This is a genomic window from Pseudomonadota bacterium (genome assembly GCA_036339585.1).
Classification (GTDB): domain Bacteria; phylum Pseudomonadota; class Alphaproteobacteria; order UBA8366; family UBA8366; genus UBA8366.
The window spans coordinates 1-19290 of sequence record JAYZAS010000002.1; the positions used below are offsets into that span (position 1 = coordinate 1).

The 19290-nt window shown below is 46.4% G+C and carries 20 protein-coding genes; 9 read left to right on the top strand and 11 right to left on the bottom strand.

What is annotated here, in order from left to right; all coding sequences use genetic code 11:
- A partial coding sequence (locus VX941_01655) for an MFS transporter (GenBank protein MEE2932110.1) occupies nucleotides 1–957 on the top strand: 957 nt, incomplete at its 5' end.
- Nucleotides 958–977: 20 nt separating this feature from the next.
- Here VX941_01655 and fetB read toward each other — a convergent pair.
- Nucleotides 978–1787, bottom strand: a complete 810-nt coding sequence (gene fetB / locus VX941_01660) for an iron export ABC transporter permease subunit FetB (protein MEE2932111.1) — start codon at nucleotides 1785–1787, stop codon at nucleotides 978–980.
- A complete protein-coding gene (locus tag VX941_01665) occupies nucleotides 1784–2389 on the bottom strand; it encodes an ABC transporter ATP-binding protein (GenBank protein ID MEE2932112.1) in 606 nt (201 codons plus the stop codon). The genes fetB and VX941_01665 overlap by 4 nt, the downstream gene beginning before the upstream one ends.
- A gap of 49 nt (nucleotides 2390–2438) precedes the next feature.
- Between VX941_01665 and VX941_01670 the strand changes: the two genes are divergently transcribed.
- Complete coding sequence (locus tag VX941_01670) at nucleotides 2439–2930, top strand: DUF2937 family protein (GenBank protein MEE2932113.1); 492 nt, start codon at nucleotides 2439–2441, stop codon at nucleotides 2928–2930.
- Between the two features lie 37 nt (nucleotides 2931–2967).
- Here the strand turns inward: VX941_01670 and cobT are convergent, their stop codons facing one another.
- Genes cobT through VX941_01685 form a run of 3 tightly spaced genes read right to left on the bottom strand, consistent with a single transcriptional unit; the run spans nucleotide 2968 to nucleotide 6485 of the window.
- Nucleotides 2968–4842 (bottom strand): cobaltochelatase subunit CobT, encoded by a 1875-nt coding sequence (gene cobT, locus VX941_01675; GenBank protein ID MEE2932114.1) that lies wholly within the window; start codon nucleotides 4840–4842, stop codon nucleotides 2968–2970.
- A gap of 19 nt (nucleotides 4843–4861) precedes the next feature.
- Nucleotides 4862–5866, bottom strand: a complete 1005-nt coding sequence (cobS, locus tag VX941_01680; GenBank protein MEE2932115.1) for a cobaltochelatase subunit CobS — start codon at nucleotides 5864–5866, stop codon at nucleotides 4862–4864.
- 52 nt (nucleotides 5867–5918) lie between these two features.
- The gene (locus VX941_01685) at nucleotides 5919–6485 is read right to left on the bottom strand and encodes a J domain-containing protein (GenBank protein MEE2932116.1); all 567 of its coding nucleotides are present in this window, start codon (nucleotides 6483–6485) and stop codon (nucleotides 5919–5921) included.
- A gap of 79 nt (nucleotides 6486–6564) precedes the next feature.
- Here VX941_01685 and VX941_01690 point away from each other — a divergent pair, with 79 nt between their 5' ends.
- On the top strand, nucleotides 6565–6846 hold the full coding sequence (locus VX941_01690) for a BolA family protein (GenBank protein MEE2932117.1): 282 nt from the start codon (nucleotides 6565–6567) through the stop codon (nucleotides 6844–6846).
- A gap of 76 nt (nucleotides 6847–6922) precedes the next feature.
- On the opposite strand, the gene VX941_01695 is transcribed toward VX941_01690, so the two are convergent.
- Genes VX941_01695 through VX941_01705 form a run of 3 tightly spaced genes read right to left on the bottom strand, consistent with a single transcriptional unit; the run spans nucleotide 6923 to nucleotide 9911 of the window.
- A complete protein-coding gene (locus VX941_01695; protein MEE2932118.1) occupies nucleotides 6923–8233 on the bottom strand; it encodes an HlyC/CorC family transporter in 1311 nt (436 codons plus the stop codon).
- On the bottom strand, nucleotides 8230–9342 hold the full coding sequence (gene aroB, locus VX941_01700; GenBank protein ID MEE2932119.1) for a 3-dehydroquinate synthase: 1113 nt from the start codon (nucleotides 9340–9342) through the stop codon (nucleotides 8230–8232). Before aroB ends, VX941_01695 begins: the two co-directional genes overlap by 4 nt.
- Nucleotides 9339–9911: a shikimate kinase gene (locus VX941_01705; GenBank protein ID MEE2932120.1), complete on the bottom strand. Its 573-nt coding sequence runs from the start codon at nucleotides 9909–9911 to the stop codon at nucleotides 9339–9341. Before VX941_01705 ends, aroB begins: the two co-directional genes overlap by 4 nt.
- Nucleotides 9912–10233: 322 nt before the next feature.
- Here VX941_01705 and xerD point away from each other — a divergent pair, with 322 nt between their 5' ends.
- From xerD to mutL, 5 genes are all read left to right on the top strand, one after another.
- Complete coding sequence (gene xerD / locus VX941_01710) at nucleotides 10234–11154, top strand: site-specific tyrosine recombinase XerD (protein ID MEE2932121.1); 921 nt, start codon at nucleotides 10234–10236, stop codon at nucleotides 11152–11154.
- Nucleotides 11155–11241: 87 nt separating this feature from the next.
- A complete protein-coding gene (locus VX941_01715; GenBank protein MEE2932122.1) occupies nucleotides 11242–12198 on the top strand; it encodes an acetyl-CoA carboxylase carboxyltransferase subunit alpha in 957 nt (318 codons plus the stop codon).
- On the top strand, nucleotides 12195–12836 hold the full coding sequence (locus VX941_01720; GenBank protein ID MEE2932123.1) for a hypothetical protein: 642 nt from the start codon (nucleotides 12195–12197) through the stop codon (nucleotides 12834–12836). The genes VX941_01715 and VX941_01720 overlap by 4 nt, the downstream gene beginning before the upstream one ends.
- 136 nt (nucleotides 12837–12972) lie before the next feature.
- On the top strand, nucleotides 12973–14247 hold the full coding sequence (locus tag VX941_01725) for a glucose-6-phosphate isomerase (GenBank protein MEE2932124.1): 1275 nt from the start codon (nucleotides 12973–12975) through the stop codon (nucleotides 14245–14247).
- Nucleotides 14241–16028: a DNA mismatch repair endonuclease MutL gene (mutL, locus tag VX941_01730; protein ID MEE2932125.1), complete on the top strand. Its 1788-nt coding sequence runs from the start codon at nucleotides 14241–14243 to the stop codon at nucleotides 16026–16028. The genes VX941_01725 and mutL overlap by 7 nt, the downstream gene beginning before the upstream one ends.
- On the opposite strand, the gene rsmD is transcribed toward mutL, so the two are convergent.
- Together rsmD and VX941_01740 are read right to left on the bottom strand one after the other, a co-directional pair.
- Complete coding sequence (gene rsmD, locus VX941_01735; protein ID MEE2932126.1) at nucleotides 16025–16591, bottom strand: 16S rRNA (guanine(966)-N(2))-methyltransferase RsmD; 567 nt, start codon at nucleotides 16589–16591, stop codon at nucleotides 16025–16027. The genes mutL and rsmD overlap by 4 nt on opposite strands.
- Entirely contained in the window at nucleotides 16591–17385 is a 795-nt protein-coding gene (locus tag VX941_01740; protein ID MEE2932127.1) for a pseudouridine synthase, read from the bottom strand. The genes rsmD and VX941_01740 overlap by 1 nt, the downstream gene beginning before the upstream one ends.
- A gap of 99 nt (nucleotides 17386–17484) precedes the next feature.
- Here VX941_01740 and VX941_01745 point away from each other — a divergent pair, with 99 nt between their 5' ends.
- The gene (locus tag VX941_01745) at nucleotides 17485–17943 is read left to right on the top strand and encodes a nucleoside deaminase (protein ID MEE2932128.1); all 459 of its coding nucleotides are present in this window, start codon (nucleotides 17485–17487) and stop codon (nucleotides 17941–17943) included.
- Between the two features lies 1 nt (nucleotide 17944).
- On the opposite strand, the gene purD is transcribed toward VX941_01745, so the two are convergent.
- Complete coding sequence (gene purD, locus VX941_01750; GenBank protein MEE2932129.1) at nucleotides 17945–19234, bottom strand: phosphoribosylamine--glycine ligase; 1290 nt, start codon at nucleotides 19232–19234, stop codon at nucleotides 17945–17947.
- Nucleotides 19235–19290 lie beyond the last annotated feature (56 nt).

The window sequence follows — 19290 nt, forward strand, 5'->3', positions numbered from 1 at the left end:
GGCATGGGTCTGGCTTCAATGCTAGCTGCTCTTGCACAAACGCCCATTCAACTTGGTGGTGCGGTATTTCTTATCGGCGTTATGGGGGCTATATATCACCCCGTTGGGTTGGCGCTCGTGGTAGAAGGGAAGGTCAATACAGGTGTTCCTTTGGCGGTTAATGGCATATTTGGCAATCTTGGTGTTGCAGCTGCCCCTTTGGTAACCCTCTTTTTGATTGAATATTCCGGTTGGCGTGCCGCCTTCTTCATCCCGGGCGCTGCTTGTTTTACCGTTGGCATTGCGTATACCATATTTTTGCGCGCTGGGCCTGATCCGGGAGTAATTTCCGCAGAGAAAAAAGCTTCGGTAGACGCCTCTATTCTTAATTTGGATCGGAATCTTCTTTGCCGTGTCTTTGCAATAATTTTCTTCACAGCCGCAATAGGGAGTTTCATATTTCAAAGTACAACTTTCGCCCTTCCCAAAATATTTGATGAGCGCCTCACGGGTTTTGCTGCAAGTGGCCGAGAAATAGGCTGGTGGTCTTTTGCAGTATTTGCAATTGCCTCTTTTGCCCAACTGATCGTGGGATTTACTGTAGACCGTTACTCCGCACGTCTAGTTTTTGCGATAGTGGCTGCATTACAGGCAGTTTTTTTCGGATTAATGTTGAATCTTGAGGGTGTGCAAGCACTCATTGTAGCTGTATGTTTTATGCTTGTTGTCTTCGGTCAAATTCCGATAAATGATGTTTTAGTTGGCCGTGTTGCGAAAAGTGAATGGAGGTCGAGAGCATTCTCGGCGCGCTACATAGTAACCTTTGCGGTGATGGCGACAACCATACCAGCTTTATCCTATATCCACGCTAATTGGGGCTTCACCCGATTATTTGTTTTAATGGGGATCGGAGCATCAGCAATCTTTTGCGCTGTGCTTTTCCTTCCCAATACCAAGGCGGCTATTCAATCAAATTAACGAACTTTTTCATATTATGATCAGTCACTCTTGAATAACCGTAATCGGTCAAGCCGAAGTCGATGCCGGGAGTCACTCAAAAGTCTTGCGCCGCCTAATATCGCAAATAGAGAACCGAAAGCGGTGCCCCCCGCAACCATAAACATAATTAGCAGTTGGTATTTCACAGCCTCCTCCGGATCAACACCGGCGAGTATCTGTCCAGTCATCATGCCTGGCAAAAACACAATCCCCGCAGCCGCCATCGAATTTATAATTGGCAACATGGCGGTACGAAGTGCCTCCCGCACTATTGGACGAAGTGCCTCATCTCGTGATTGACCAAGACTGAGCCTCGTTTCGATTGCTAACTTTTCTCGGGCAGCACCATTTGTGAGATTATTAAGCCCAAGGCTAACTCCATTCATAGCATTACCTAAGATCAGTCCGAGTAGAGGAATAGCGTACTGAGGATGGTACCAAGGGTCTGGTCGTATCTGGGCTAAGGCGAAGATTGTCACTAACATTCCAGCTAAAGCCATTGAACTAATACCAATACCAAGGCTCCACCATCCAACAAAGCGCCTATCTTGTCGGGCAACAGACTCTCTGCCTGCGAATATTATCATTATTAAAGCCGCTAAACCGGTGAATAAAAGAGATACATTATCAAAAAGCCAAACAAGCACCAGACCAATTAAAGCAAACTGGGTAATCATACGGGCAGTGGCAATTAACAATCGTTTTTCAAGACCAAGGCCAAAACAGAGAGATAAAATGGCATTTACAAGCAGTAGCGATGCGGCGACAGCAAGCTCTGTATACGTTAGAAATATTGTTTCAGTATTCACAATTGCTCCGTCTTTGTCTTACCACTACAAAAGGTCAAGGCAACTGATGCCATCCGATGCATTTGGGCCCTATCGTGGGTCGCCATGAGAATGATCGAGCCACTATCCATTTGTTTTTGTAATTCCAGTTCAACTGCATTTGCATTTTTAGAGTCCAGAGCAGAAGTGGGCTCATCTAATAAAAGTAAGGGCGGTTTAGATGCCAACACCATTGCCAGTGAAAGGCGTTGTCGCTCACCAGTTGAAAGGCGACTGGTTGGCCAATTAAAAATTTCCTCTTGGAGCCCAAATGTTTCTGCTAGTGTCTTTGCTGCTGTTAATTGCATAAAATGCGCTTCAACTTTGTCATGCCACCATGCTGATTCTGGTTGCAAGTAGGCCGCTTTTTTTCGCCACTCGGGTGCTGACATCATCGCCCGCGATTCCCCATTAAGAGAAATTTTCCCATTATTAGGATCTAAGTCTGCTACGGCCCTCAAAAAAAGGCTCTTTCCGGAGCCAGATGGTCCGTGTATTGCAACACATTTTCCCTTGTCTACCTGAAGAGATGTCGGATGCAGACCGGGGCGGGTTAAATTTTCGATTACTAGGCCGTCTGACATTTAATAACTCTTTCGAGACGTGGAACGAAAGTCACGCTATACATTTAGCATGAAATTAATATTTACCATTACCACAACATTGCTGTTGGGCGCGCTTTTTTCGCAATTCCCTGAATTCTATCAGCAATACCTTCAACGGGTGGGCGGCCAGCTGGACGGTATTCGACTCGAAATAAGTGATTTGGATCAACGTGCAGCGTCAGTCCAGAACAATCGTTTTCAATACATTCGTCGCCTCTTAGAAAATGGGGATCCTATCGTACAGAATGAGGGTCATAGTCTTGCTCGCTTGTTAGGAAGACAAATCAAATTGCAACGGACCTTTGAAGACTTGAACACCTCTGACACATTATGGAGGTCGGTGCGGTTTGCTCAGCATGTCAGCAATGATATAGCTATCCCCACTTTATACTCCTTCAGGCCAGCTGTGCCAATTACAGTCGAGGGTGCATATTATTTTTCATTAGGGGCTTTTTTGGGATGGTTTGCCAGTTGGCTTTTGGGCAGGAGTTTTCGACGTCGGACAACACGGAACAATTAAATATCGAATGTTCTGCGCTGCACCATAGCTCCTGATTTCATCCACTGATTTTTCTTCGCGGACGTTTATTTTGTAATTCACGAGTGTCATCGTCAAACAAATCTGCTAACTGTTCCATCATGGTGCCTCCCAATTGATCAACATCTACGATTGTCACTGCACGTTTGTAATATCGGGTAACATCATGACCAATACCTATAGCAACAAGTTCAACGGGCGAACGCTGCTCTATAAACTCAATCATGTCACGTAAATGGCGTTCGAGGTAATTGCCAGGATTCACCGATAACGTAGAGTCATCGACTGGAGCCCCATCCGATATTACCATCAATATCCGCCGCTGCTCCGATCTTCCAAGAAGCCGTTCATGCGCCCACAGGAGTGCCTCTCCATCTATATTTTCTTTCAGCAAGCCTTCACGAAGCATCAATCCCAGATTTTTACGGGCCCGCCGCCACGGAGCATCAGCAGCTTTGTAAATGATGTGCCGAAGGTCATTAAGCCTGCCAGGGTTTGCCGTCTTACCATCGTGGATCCACTTCTCACGGCTTTGACCACCCTTCCAAGCACGAGTAGTGAAGCCTAAGATTTCAACCTTGACGCCGCAGCGCTCTAAGGTGCGGGCTAAAATATCAGCGCTCATCGCGGCAATTGTGATTGGACGACCACGCATCGAGCCAGAATTGTCTATCAACAACGTAACAACAGTGTCACGAAACTCCGTATCGTGCTCCATCTTGAATGACAACGGATATAGCGGGTTGGTTACCACACGATCAAGGCGGGCCGTGTCGAGAAGCCCCTCTTCGAGATCAAAATCCCATGACCTCATTTGTTTTGCCATTAATCTCCTTTGCAATCTGTTCGCAAGTTTACCAATGACACCTTGCAGATTTAACAATTGCTGATCAAGCATTTGCCTCAAACGGACTAGTTCATCGGGGTCACAGAGTTCATCTGCTGCTATAAGCTCATCATAACTTTCAGTGAAAGCCTTATAAAACGGTTCGCGAGGTACGTTTGAAAGATCATGCTGCGGTCTCCATGGGGTGCCGGGCTCGCCATCCTCATCCCCTCCATCCGCTGGCTGTGAGTCATCCTCAAAGTCGTCAGGCATCATGTCTGAGAAATCTTCTTCACCTCCCGTCTGCTCTGTAGCATCGGCCATAGCTTCTGCATTTTCATCAGCCTCACCCTCTGAATCTTGCCCCGGGTCAGAATCCTTGTCACTCTCTTGCTCGTCTTCTGCAGGGTCAGGCTCCCCATCATCGGGGGCCTCCGCTTCAATATCAATTTCAAGGTCCTTTATTAACTGGCACACCGTTTTACCATAGCTCGTTTGATCGTTTATACGATCTTCAAGCTCATTCATGATTTTGCCAATACGCTCACGAAGCCACGGTTCCCATAGTTCGCAGACCTTTTGGGCTGCCCTCGGTGGTGGTGCACCCGTAAGATGCTCCCGCACCATCATTCTAAGCGCTTCAGGCATGGTTGCTTCGGTGCGGTCATTTATTCGATGAAGACCCAAACGTCGGTAACGCTCTTCTAACATTGCCGACAGATTATCTCCAAGCCCCGGCATTTTGCGGGCACCAAGAGCTTCACATCGCGCTTCCTCTAACGCTTCGTAAAGCATGGGAGCAACATCCCCCCGAGGCATATTTTTCGCATGTGTCTCAGGATTATGATGGCGTAACTTAAGCGCCATTGAATCTGCTTCCCCACGCACATGGGCAACCTCATCAGGCGGCAGGTCACGGCTTGGAAAAGGCAATCTCGCTCGTTCACCAATTAAGCCCGATGGTTCATTTGAATAGGTGACCTCTATATCCTCTTTTTCGGCAATTGCCCGCAAGGCTGCACCGGTCGCATACTTAAACTGCTCTACTGGAGAATCACTATCAGCCATAGCGCGTCCTACGCCAAATTTACGATATAGTTGCCGATACAGTGCTTTCTGGTAATTCTGTACCAAAACAGCGCTGATAATACTCAGCCACCATAGGCCGTTCAGTCTCATCACACTTGTTAAGAAATGTCATCCGGAAACCAAGTGCAATATCAGAAAATATTTCTGCGTTCTCAGCCCAGGTAATCACAGTCCGCGGTGACATCACAGTTGAAATATCGCCATTCATAAAACCCGAGCGGGTCAGCTCAGCGCAAGCGACCATTGCCCCAATCTTTTCCTTGCCAACTTTATTATTGTAGCTGGGCGACTTCGCCAAAACAATATCAACCTCCTGTTCATGCGGCAGGTAGTTTAACGTTGTTACAATATTCCAACGATCCATTTGCCCTTGGTTTATTTGTTGGGTGCCGTGATAAAGCCCAGTTGTATCACCTAGCCCAACGGTATTCGCTGTTGCAAAAAGTCGAAAATATTTGTTAGGTCTCACAACTTTACTTTGATCAAGAAGGGTTAGCTTTCCATCAACCTCGAGCACTCTTTGAATCACAAACATAACATCGGGTCGGCCAGCATCGTATTCGTCAAAGCAAATTGCACATGGGTTCTGGAGACACCATGGCAGTATACCTTCGCGAAATTCTGTTACTTGCTTACCGCTCCTTACTACAATCGCGTCTTTCCCTATTAGATCAATTCTGCTGATATGGCTGTCCAAATTTACCCGAATACAGGGCCAATTGAGCCGTGCAGCTACCTGCTCTATATGTGTTGATTTACCTGTGCCATGGTAACCTTGTATCATGACCCGCCTATTGTGCGAGAAACCTGCGAGAATTGCCATTGTAGTCTCGTAATCAAAAACATATGCTTCATCAATGTCGGGAACATATTCAGACCCAACAGAAAAAGCGGGTACTTTCATTGGAGTGTCGAGGCCAAAGGTTTTTTTTACCGAGATCTCTTTATCCGGTACATCCAATTCATGCGCTCGTGCGCGGTCTTCTAAATTTGAAACAGCCATTTTGATATTCGCTTTCTGATTATCAAGCCACAGATTTTTCTGAAAAACAATCCTAAGAGAGGACCACTTTTTTCAATTTTGCGTATGCTTGGTTAATATCCTTCAGCCTCTCCTCGGCAGCAGGATCACCGCCATTAACATCCGGATGTAACTTCTTCACGAGTTCCTTATAGCGGGATTTCAATTGGGTCAAGGTTGTCGGTGGCCTAATTTCCATTACGCTGAAGCTACGACGTGATTCGGCATCATATTTCGTATATTCAGGCGAAGAGCCGGCCCCAGTCCGGTATTCCCGAAAAATACCGAATGAGTCGTCAAATTTAGGCTGCTGTGAACGGTTGCGAGCAGCTCTAACGTTAGTACCCATGGGCCATGTTGGCCTCCGCCAAACAGTATCGTTGCGAATTTCAGCCTCAATTTCGGGCTCCCGCATATCCTTGTAATAATTCCATTTTAAATTGTAAGCCCGCACGTGCTCAAGGCAGAACCAATAAAAATCACCGAGCCTGTTAGGTGACTTAGGTGCTCGATACTCACCTAACCTAATGCAATCTGGATGATCACAGATCCGCCCAGAGACTTCGTCGTCAATTTCTATCCTTTTATTTTTCCACTTCATAAGACTAATATGTACAGTCAAACTAAATGTGACAAGCGACAAACCTGTAGTTTTCGAAATACAGAGTAGGATAAGGAAAATGTCAGTAGCAGCGTTAATTGAAAAGAAACTAGAGGCCGCACTTGAACCAGTCAGGCTTGAAATAGTCGACGAATCGCACCTTCACGCAGGCCACACAAATGCACCAGAGGGTGGAGAAAGCCATTTTCACGTTACTGTTGCAGCGGCTGCCTTTGAAGGCCAAAACCTGGTATCTCGTCAACGGAAAGTCTACGAGATCCTTGCAGATGAACTAGCTGGTCCGGTCCATGCGTTATCACTCTCAACATTGACCCCAGACGAAGTAGAGCAACATACATAGCTCGCTTTACATGGATTAACTAACAAACACTTGGTTTTAATCAAATCGCTGGACGAAATACATCTGTTATAACATTCTAATCCCTGTTAGGGGCAGCGTTTGGTTGCGATTGCGGCGGAGTTACCCGCAATAATGTTATTTGATGTCGTTGACGTCTCAAAACCTCAAAGCGGAAACCATGGAATTGAAATACCTGCCCGGCTTTTGGGATAGACCGTGCTTCATAAAGCACCAACCCGGCGATAGTTGCAGCTTGTTCATCTGGCAATCTCCAATCAAAATCACGTGACAAATCACGAAGTGTTACCGATCCACTCACAATGAAAGTTCCGTCTGATTGAGGCTTAACTCCATGGAAAGCGCGATCATGCTCGTCCTCAATCTCACCAACAATCTCCTCTAGGATATCTTCGAGAGTTACTATCCCAAGAAAAGCACCGTATTCGTCAACAACAAGCGCAAAGTGCTCGCGTCGTTCCCGAAATGCCTGGAGCTGTTCAAGCAACGTCGTAGTATTCGGAATAAACCACGGATCACCAGCTATTTCTGTAATCTTGAGTTCAGAAAACCCCGAACCGCTAGAGTGCTTGGCGCGAAGAAGTGCTTTTTCATGCACAACACCGACTATATTCTCCGGCTCGCCTTTAAACAACGGAAGTCTCGTATAGTGGCTTTCAAGAACAGCCTCAATCAAGCTTTCATTAGAGAGTTCTGAGTCAAGCATTTCCACGTTGCGTCTATGTGTGATTACTTCATCTACTTCCACTTCATCGAGATCGAGAATACCCCGCAGCATCTGCTGCTCCTGTCGCAAATCTGGTTCCCCAGTATGAAGGGCAATCGCCCCTCGCAGTTCTTCCTCGCGCTCTTGCTCAACCTGGGCATTTGAGAGTTGTACCCCGAGAATTTTAAGCGAGTGTCTAACCAGAAAATTAATGCTTGCAGCAAAAGGTCTCAATAAATTCACTATTAATTGCATCGTTGGCGCAACGGCTAGAGCCATCCGGTCAGCATGGCTCAAGGCGTAAGTTTTCGGTAAAACTTCGGCGAATATAACGACAACTAAAGTCATGGCACCAGTGGCATATAGAATTCCTGCCTCTCCAAACGCGTCCAGAAACAAGCTAGTTGCCAACGCCGAAGCAAATATATTCACAAGATTATTGCCTAATAAAATTGATCCGATAAGGCGTTCTTTTCGCTGTAAAAGGGCAAGCACAACCTCGGCACGCCGACTCTGGTTCCGAACGAGTTCATGCATTCGTGGGTTGGAAGCCGCTGTAAGTGCGGTCTCTGATCCTGAGAAAAAGCCGGAGACTACAATCAACAGTGTTATGAACCCAATAATCACCATGTGCTCAGTGACCAGAAAATACCCCGCACTCATAGTTCACCTCCGCTCTTCAAAACTTCAATTAAAACCTCGCGCTCTACATCACGGCTCAGAAAAGCCTGCCCGATGCCACGGGCCAATACAAATGTCATCATGCCATCCGTGACCTTTTTATCTTTCGCCATGTGATTGAGAAGAGCTTCTGTATCCCAATTCACGGACGGCCTGTCAGCCGTAGAGACGGGCAGCCCAACGTTGCGAAGATGGTTACGGGCAGCAACTTGTGTGTTTGATTTGCAATGACCGAGCTTGGTCGAAAGCGTGAGCGCCATTACCATACCTATTGAAACAGCTTCACCGTGCAATAACAAATCACTAAAACCTGCTTCCGCTTCCAATGCATGCCCAAATGTGTGACCAAAGTTAAGCAATGCTCTACGGCCTGCTTCTTGCTCATCTTCCACCACGATTTTAGCCTTGGCTTTGCAGCTCATAACTACGGCGCGTTGTCGCTTTATTTTGTCACCCGCACAGACCTTCGACCCGTTGTGCTCAAGCCAGTTGAAAAACTTTTCATCTCCTATCAGCCCATATTTTACAACTTCCGCATATCCCGCCTTCAGCTCGCGTTCCGGGAGCGTATCTAAAACACCAACATCACAGAGGACCAACCGTGGCTGATGGAAAGCACCCACAAGATTCTTCCCATGAACGGTATTGATTCCGGTTTTTCCTCCGACCGAACTATCAACTTGAGCCAGCAATGACGTTGGTATCTGGACAAAATCTATACCGCGAAGTATTGACGCCGCTACGTATCCAACTAAATCCCCAATTACGCCTCCACCGAGCGCCACAAGGCATGTGCCACGCTCAATACCTAATGCTAAAATGCAGTCCACGAGTTCCACAAAATATTTAAAACTTTTTGTGCTTTCTCCGGCTGGGAGCACAAGACTTTCGTGGCTTATACCCTCTGATTCGAGAGATTCGGCCAATATGTCATTATAGATTGGTGCCACATTTGAATCGCTTACAACTACGACTCTCGGTTGGCGCAGTAGAGGCGCAATAATATTTCCACTATTTTGTATTAGGTTTTCGCCGACCACAATGTCGTAACTTCGTTCACCGAGCTCAACCGAAACAGTTTCATTATTCATTGTCCATATCTTCTTTCATCCAAAATTGCTGCAACACTTGCAATGACGTCATCAACCGTCGATTCTAAAGAGCCATCTTTGCTAATAACTGTAATATCTGCTTCCGCATACACTGGATATCGTTTGACTAGCAGCTGAGACAGAGTTTGCCGTGGGCATGAAGTTTTCAACAATGGTCTTGTCTCCCTCCGGCAGACTCGTTTCCACAAAGTCTCAAAGTCAGCTTTAAGCCAAATCGAAATACCCTGTCCCAGTATTTCAGTCCGAGCACCTGCGTCCATAAATGCACCTCCGCCAGTCGCTAGAATACCCGCTCCTTCACCTAACAACCGAGAGAGCACCCGGCGTTCACCATGACGAAACTCTGCTTCTCCATATTTTTCAAAAAAATCAGCCACCGAACATCCTGCAGCCATCTCTATTTCCTGATCTACATCCGTAAAAGGTAAGTTTAGACGCAACGCCAAACGCTTCCCAATCGCTGTTTTCCCAGCCCCCATCAAGCCAACAAGAACCAATGGTTTTGAAAGCTCAAGCAAGACAGATCGGATCAATTCAATCTTTTCCATTTCTCTTAGTTTATAGACAGAAGTACACGCATGCTGAACAATATTTCTTTAGATTGATTGCATTGATTAAAATAATTAGTGTACGTAGCGGGCCAAGTTTGTTAAGGCCATTAGGTTTTGACGTTAAAACAACTGCAAGATATTAGACAAGATGGTTCGTTTAACAAAATTTATAGTAATTCTGCTTATTTTATCCGTTGTTGGAGGGGCAGTCTTTCTTGCAACAGGAGAGTTCCCACCACCCTCTAAATCTGTAGAACAAGTAATCGATAATAACCGCTTCAAGAAGTAAAAAGGGTTCATCTCTTTTCAAAATGACCCAATGACAAAAGCTTTTAAGTCCTGCCACGTTGAAACGTTCCTCGAGATGCTAGTTGCCGAACGGGGGCTCGCTCCAAACACTATTGAAGCATACGAACGCGATTTGACTGAGTTTGCTACATTCTGTGAATGTCGGGGAACAGAGCCAGTGAGTGCTTCAGCCCAGGATTTGAGTCTCTACATGGGTAAGTTGTGTGCCGACGATATATCTGCCTCTACGCAAGCCCGACGGCTGTCGGCACTAAAACAGTATTACAAGTTCTTACAAGCAGAATCTATACGAAGAGATAATCCAAGCACCATTGTGCAAGGTCCAAAAAAAAGGCAGCACTTGCCAAAGATACTGTCCGAAGCACAGGTTACACTTTTACTTGAAACTGCTGCTGTGGATGAAAGCCCAAAAGGGTTGCGGCTGACTGCTTTACTTGAAGTGCTGTATGCTACTGGTCTCAGGGTGAGTGAATTGATCTCACTTCCTTTGAGCTCCGTCATGGACGATAGAGACGTTCTAATAGTTCAAGGAAAAGGGAATAAAGAGCGTATGGTGCCAATTGGACAACCAGCAAAGCAGGCAGTTAAAGCCTACAAAAAAGTACGCAGCAGATTCCTAAGAGGATTGAATAAATCCTCATGGTTGTTTCCCTCAAATTCAAAAGCCGGGCATCTAACCCGGCAGCGTTTGGGGCAACAGTTGAAAGAATTGGCACTCAAAGCTAAAATTGATCCTACAAAAGTAAGTCCGCACGTGCTGCGCCATGCATTTGCCAGCCACTTGCTCGCAAACGGTGCTGATCTAAGAGCTGTTCAGCAAATGCTCGGACACTCAGATCTAACGACTACACAAATATATACCCATGTATTAGACGAACGCCTCAGAAAAGTTGTTGGAGACTTTCACCCTCTGGCGCACACAAATTTCTAAAACTATCTTTGGGAATGAAGCGGCTCGCTAGTTGTTTTAGTGAGCCTGTGCTAGGACATTAATAACAGCAAAAACGAAATTACTAATATGAAGACATTCTTGGATTTTGAACAGCCGATAGCCGACTTAGAGGGCAAGATTGAAGAATTACGCCATTTGTCCAACAATGATGACATCAACATCACGGAGGAGGTGGGACGATTAAAAGAAAAATCACAGAGGCTTTTATTTCACACGTACGACAATCTCTCACCGTGGCAGAAGGTTCAAGTTGCAAGGCACCCAGAACGCCCACACTGTGTCGACTACATAACCGAACTGATAAAGGATTTTACACCGCTTGCTGGCGACCGACAGTTTGGTGATGACAAAGCAATAACAGGCGGTTTAGGGAAGTTCCGGGACCAGAGTTGTATGGTAATCGGCCAAGAGAAGGGTGCAAATACAAGTGAAAGGGTGGAGTACAACTTTGGCATGCCCCTGCCGGAAGGATACCGAAAAGCAAATAGACTTATGCGTATGGCAGATCGATTCAGACTGCCAATCATAAGTTTTGTGGACACTCCAGGCGCATACCCCGGTGTCGGCGCTGAAGAGCGGGGGCAGGCGGAGGCTATTGCAAAGTGTATCGAAACCTGTCTGTCCGTAAAGGTCCCATTGATTAGCATAATAATAGGGGAAGGAGGTTCTGGAGGTGCAATAGCAATCGCAGCTGGAGATCAAGTTCTGATGTTAGAACACAGCGTCTACTCCGTTATTTCACCCGAAGGCTGCGCTTCGATATTATGGCGAGACACAGGCGCCACGCAAACAGCAGCTGAGGCGCTGCGCCTGACAGCCGCAGACTTAAAAAAACATGGGCTAATAGATCTAGTCGTAAATGAGCCTTTAGGAGGGGCACACCGAGACAAGCTCGGCACCATCAATGCCGTGGGAAATGCAATCGAAACAGCCCTAGAAAATTTAAAATCACAAAATAGCAACGAGATCTGTGCCCAACGCCGTAATAGGTATCTCAAACTTGGGGAGGAGATTACCGCATGAAATTAGTACCCCTAGCATTCTTTATTTTATGTTTGCTATCTGGTTGCCTTACCAATCCCAAGTCGATATTCCGACCCGACTTCGCTAACAAGTCCAAAAGTGGATACCCTATTCCGCCGGCCGATAAGCGGCAATCAGCGATGCAAAATACCACGCAATCAATCTCAAATCCAACAACCACAGATTCAAGCCATCAAAACGAATTTAACTCAGTTAACCACGAACGTCCTGCAAGAATATCTAGCGAATTGAATTCAAGAATTCCTGGAAAAACTCCAATGCTGGTTGACCAATATTACCGCCAACAGCTCAGTTTGCAAAAAGGAGACACCAACCCGGGCAGTGCCCCCCCTCCCGTTACAAAAAAGGATGACTCGTGGTGGTATCGATTATTTGGCGCGAGCAAAACACTTCCACCATCGACATCAAATGACTGCTATGAAGGAATACTGACAAAAGAGGGCGTCACCTGCCAAGCCATGCGCACAGATGACGGGCGCTTACTAACGCTGGGGGGAGCATTGCGAGGTTTCGGCCCGGGTGACCGCGTATGCGTTTGCGGCCCACCCTCTGTTACCTCATTTTGTCAACAGGGAACGACGATTTACATAGCTCTTATTGATAAAAGTTGCCTTTAGCAGCGAACAAGATAAGTGCGATTCGCCAACTTTCCTGCAATAATATCGTTTCTCATGGCCGCTTAATCGCTGCCAGTCCAGATTCAAAGACCTTGTTGCACACAATCTCCGGCTCAGGGCACTATAGGTGATGATAATGTTATATGATCAAGATGTCTCAAATTGCTACACATTTAAGGGGTTAAAGAACCCCCTAACCGAGAAATATAATATGCTTCTTGAGGAGAGCATTGCTCGGATATGTGGAGACGGAGGGTTAGAAATCCCGTCCGCTTTGAGAATTGTCGAGTGTAAAGATGACCTTCCGAAATTAAGGGAAATAGCTCATTTGTTCCAAAATGAGTTCGCCGACGTTGTCATTCTCGGCACAGGTGGATCAAGTTTAGGGGGGAAATGTATATGTGCGCTTGCAAAGAGCAATAAGCCTAAACTCCATTTCGTAGATAATATTGACCCTGCTACATTTGCCGAGCTATTTGCTGTTATAAATCCCGCCTCCACAGGTGTTCTTGTAATATCAAAGTCAGGTGATACTTCAGAAACCCTTGCCCAATTCAACGTGTTTGTACAATGGTTTGAGACGCGCTTGACCCCAAGCGAAGTTTCTGGCCGGGTGAAAATCATCACGCAACAACGTAGCAGTGCTTTGAGGGAAATAGGAAACAAAAAAAACTTCGATATTCTAAATCATGATCCGAATATCGGTGGCCGCTTTTCAGCATTTTCGTTGGTTGGAATTCTGCCAGCGTTAATTGCGGGTGTAGACATTAGTTCGTTCCGTAAAGGCGCCGCCACCACACTTATTCATGCACGAAAAAAACGTCACAAAAGCGCACCAGCCCAAGGCGCCGCACTTAAGTTAGCCGCTTCGAGGCACGCAACATTGGGTACAGACATTCTGATGTTGTACAGCGATAAATTGTTTTGGTTTGGTCAATGGTATAGGCAACTGTGGGCTGAGAGTATCGGCAAGGACGGATACGGCGCGACCCCAGTACCTTTTTTAGGCACAGTTGACCAGCATAGCCAACTACAACTGTATCTCGATGGTCCATCAGACAAATTATTCACTGCAATAATGCATGGTTATGAGGATATAGGAATTTTTGTTAACCCTTCTGCAACTGGTAACGTTAGCCTCGGCGCGCTGGAACAAAGGACACTGGGGGATTTAATTAATGCCAGCCAGCATGGAACTATAGACGCACTGGTGGCTGCACACCGTCCGGTTCGAACGATAGCCACAGGTGAACTAAATGCGGCTGCATTAGGTGCCTTAATGATGCATTTTATGCTGGAAACGATAATTACTGCCGACTTGCTGGGGATTGATCCGTTCAACCAGCCTGCAGTCGAGGAAGGTAAAACGCGAACAAAACAATACCTAAAAAATTTCACAGACAAATGTTAATCAAGCGCCTACCCGAACAAACTATCAATCGCATCGCTGCCGGTGAAGTGATTGAGAGACCCGCCTCCGCGGCAAAGGAATTAGTCGAAAACAGTATTGATGCAGGTGCGAGTGATATCGAAATAACCGTTCGAGACGGGGGAAAGTCAATGTTGTCAGTCGTTGACAATGGTGTCGGAATGACCCGTGATGACCTCGAACTTGCGATAGAACGTCATGCAACTTCGAAACTTCCAAATAATAATTTACAAGCAATCACAACGCTTGGGTTCCGGGGAGAAGCACTGCCGTCTATTGGTGCTGTAAGCCGTTTTTCTTTGCAATCCCGCACTGGCAAAGCAGATACGGCTTGGATGATCAATGTAGAGGGCGGTGTTGCAAAAAGCCCAGCTCCTACATCTCATCCATGCGGCACAACAGCGATGGTACGTGACTTATTTTATGCGACCCCTGCGCGTCTAAAATTTCTTCGCACTGAAAGAACCGAGTCTCAGCGAATTGTCGAAGCTGTAAAACGCATTGCTATGTCGCACCCGGAAGTGGGTTTCCGTCTCACGGTCGATGGTCGGCCTAGATTACGATATGTAGCTGAGAAAGGTAATCCAGTAATTATACGCTTAGCACGGCTGAAAGCAGTTATGGGCGCTGAATTTGCTGAAAATGCCCTATCAATTGATGCCCAAAGGAATGGACTGCAAGTAACTGGCTTCGCTGGGGTACCAACCTTAAATCGTGCCAATGCAGCAATGCAGTATCTCTTTGTTAATAATCGGCCTGTCACTGACCGACTTTTAGTTGGAGCAGTGCGCGGATCCTACGCAGATTTCCTGGCCCGAAACCGTCACCCACTGGTCGCCTTATATCTTCAAATTGACCCACACCTTGTAGACATAAACGTACACCCCGCAAAATCCGAGGTTCGTTTTCAGGATCCAAAATCAGTGCGCAGTTTGGTTGTTGGAGCGTTGAAGCGCGCACTTTTAGAAGCTGGACATCAGGCATCTACCTCCAATAGCTATGCGGCAGTCGATACTTTTCTCTCTCCAAAATCTTCTAACCGCAGCCAACCCAACTATCTCACATTATCAGCCCAATCTTTTAATAGGGATACTTTTCATCCTCAAACCGATCTCGGAGAGAGAAGAGATTTACACCCTGCCGCAAGAACACCAGAACCAGACACATCATCCATGGCTTTACCCTTCCCATTGGGAGCGGCGCGCGCTCAGTTCCATCGAACCTATGTTTTTGCTGAAACACATGACGGAATTGTGATAGTCGATCAGCATGCTGCACACGAGAGATTAGTTTATGAGAGGTTAAAAAAAGACTTGGCGGTTAGTGGCGTGGCGCGGCAGGGCCTTTTAATTCCCGAGGTTGTCGAACTCACTTCAACAGAAGTTGTTCTTCTTACAAATCGTTCATCAGAGTTGGCAGAGTTTGGTCTGACACTGGAAGCATTTGGCGAGGGCGCAGTTCTCGTTCGTGAAGTTCCAGAGCTATTGGGGCATATGAACATAAAAGAATTAGTCAAGGACCTCGCCGATGAACTTAGTGAATTTGGCGAATCATTCACCCTTAAGGAAAAACTCGAACAGGTATGCAGTACAATGGCTTGCCATGGCAGCGTTCGTGCGGGTCGTATTCTAAATGCTTCAGAGATGAATGCGCTTTTGCGGGAGATGGAAGTTACACCTCACTCGGCTCAGTGTAATCATGGTCGCCCAACTCATATAAAACTCCAATTATCAGATATTGAGAAGTTATTCGGGAGACGCTAGCTCGCAACCTTTAAAATTAATATGCGAGTTCCGCCATATTGACGCTCCAGAAGTAACTCCATGTTGGATGGGATGCTATATTCATCATATGCGTCAAGTTCTGCGCAACAAACTGTGTCCACTCCAACCCAATTTGCCGCCAAGAGACCTGTAAGTGCCGACAATAATAACATCTCTTTATATGGAGGATCGAGAAATAGCAAATCTACCGGTTCCGTGTTAGTAGGTGGATTTGTCGCGTCAGTTTGCAGCACACGAACACGAGAGGATTCGCCCAATTCGAAAGAATTTTTTTTTATCGCTTCTAAAGCGATCTCAGCTTTTTCCATGAAGATACATTTGGAAGCTCCCCTACTTAGAGCCTCAAAACCCAAAGCCCCACTGCCGGCGAAGGCATCTAGTACGCTTGCGTTTTCTAACACTGACTGCTTTCCGGCACGGTACCCGCCATGAGCTAGTATATTAAAAAGAGATTCCCGCACTTTATCGCTAGTGGGGCGCACTCCAAGGCCCGCAGGTGCGACTAAAGCTCTTCCTTTATGTTTCCCTGCCACGAGGCGCATTAAATTCGCCTACCTTTTTTATCGTTTGGACTAGCTCTGTTCTCGACTTTCTGCATGCGCGAAATAATTTTTGGTCCAACGTACTCTGCTAACTTCCCAAAATGCACTTCATCTACTTCGCCACGTTTCAGGTTACCTAACTCAAACGGTCCGTAACCTATCCTGATTAAGCGATTAACCCGCCACCCAAAAGACTCACAAACCTTTCGGATTTCGCGATTTTTGCCCTCCCTTAAAGTCATTCTAAGCCATCCATTTGCGCCAGACTGTTTCTCTAATTTTACATCTATGGGAGCATAACGGACACCTGCCACGGACATACCATTCGCTAACGCTCTCAATGAATCCCTTTGTGGTCGACCAAATACTCGCACTCGGTAGTGCCTTTCCCAACCCATAGAAGGCAACTCAAATTGACGCGATAATTCTCCATCATTCGTAAGCAATAGCAAACCTTCAGAATTCAAATCGAGCCGGCCAACTGATATGACCCTAGGCAAGCTAGATGGCAAAGAACCAAATATTGTTTTCCGTTTTTCCGGGTCTCTTTCCGTTGTCAGCAGACCAACTGGCTTATGGTAACGCCAAACGCGCACGGGCTCTTTAACGGGCAATGCAAGCCCATCAACTTTCACCCCAACGACAGTGTCAATATTGGTTGCTGGATCTTTGCATATTCTGCCGTTAATCGCGACACGCCCAGCCTTAATCCAGCGCTCAGCTTCCCGACGCGAACACAACCCAGACCTAGCGATAACTTTTGCGATGCGCGCAGGCTGGCCGTTCCACTTCATCATTTTTCCCATGTATCAACAAGACTATGGCGTTATTTGCGTAGATGCAATGAATAAGCTTGCTTGACCACATACTCGTAATGAAGTCAAATTCTAGCAATGAATAGACTTTATTCTTTGAATATGAAGATTGCACTTTGCGAGGCTGAGAACGCATTGTCTCGCGATGAGGTGCCGGTTGGGGCAGTCATTGTCGAAGGAACTACAGGTAAAATCATCGCGAGGGCCGGCAATGGTGTCGAACGGCTGCATGATCCAACGGCACACGCTGAAATTCTAGCGATTCGCGAGGCTTGTGCAGCATTAGGTCAAAAACGGTTAGACGGTTACGATATATACGTGACACTTGAACCGTGCACGATGTGCGCCGGCGCAATTTCACATGCACGCCTTCGACGACTTTATTTTGGTGCTATGGATGTAAAGGGTGGCGCAGTAGAAAATGGGATTAAATTTTTTGAACGTTCCACCTGCCACCATGTGCCCGAAATCTACGGGGGAATACAAGAAATCGAATCACAAAAATTACTAACAACATTTTTTCAAAATAAACGGTAATCTAAATTTTTTTTGTTTCACGTTCCACTGCGCGCCACCCAATATCATGCCTATAAAACCCATTAGGCCAATTAATAGCATTGACTCCTTTATATGCTTTTTGTTGTGCTTCAGTGACTGTTTTGCCTACAGCAGTGACATTCAAGACTCTACCACCGACTGCCTGCAGTTTTCCTCTTGAGTCGAGGGCTGTGCCGGCATGGAATAACTTAACGTCCTTCATCATTGAAATACTTTTGAGATTGCCAATCTCTGTTGGCTGCTTAAACATATTTGGATAACCCTTAGAAGCTAGTACAACCGTCAGCGCTACTTGTTGATGCCAGCGAAGATCAAAATCCTTAAGTTCGCCATCAGCTGCCGCAATAAGCGCTGGTAGCAAGTCTGACTTCAAACGCATCATGAGCACTTGGCACTCTGGGTCTCCAAAGCGAACATTAAATTCAATAAGTTTTGGTCCTTTCTCAGTGATCATTATTCCAGCAAACAGAACACCTGTGTAAGGTATTCCCTCTGATCTCATTGCAGAGACCGTACGGGAAATAATTTTATCCTCTATTTCTGCCTGAAGTGCATCTGTCATGATAGGTGCCGGACTATATGCCCCCATCCCACCAGTGTTGGGGCCAGTGTCTCCATCTCCAACAGCCTTATGATCTTGCGCAGAAGCGAGCATCAAGGCGTTATCCCCGTCGCACAGGGCGAAAATACTGACTTCTTCTCCGGAAAGATATTCTTCAACTACAATGGATGCGCCAGCATTTCCGAAACGATCCCCAACAAGAGCATCCTCTGCTGCAGCCAGTGCTTCTCGAACATTCATAGCCACGGTCACACCCTTGCCGGCAGCTAAGCCATCAGCCTTGACAACTATAGGTGCGCCCTTCTCCTTGATGTACGAACGAGCATCTGCGATTTTGCTAAAGTGACGGTAAGACCCTGTTGGAATGTTGTACTTCGCGCAAAGCGATTTTGTAAAACTCTTCGAGCCTTCTAACTGAGCTGCAGACCCAGTTGGTCCAAAACATTTTACTCCAATATTTTTCAGGCGGTCTACCAATCCATTCACCAACGGCGCTTCCGGGCCAACTATCACAAAGTCAATATGATTTGTCTTCGTGAAATTAACCAATGAGTCAACGTCATCTTGATCTATGTCAACACATTCAGCCACTTCTGCTATCCCAGCGTTACCGGGAGCACAATATATCACTTCGCTTAACGGCGAGCCCGACAACGCCCAACACAGTGAATGTTCACGCCCTCCTGAACCTACAACTAAAAGCTTCATTTTAATGTTCTGCCTTTGCAAAAAACCTACATTCTACATATCATATAGGCTTTAAC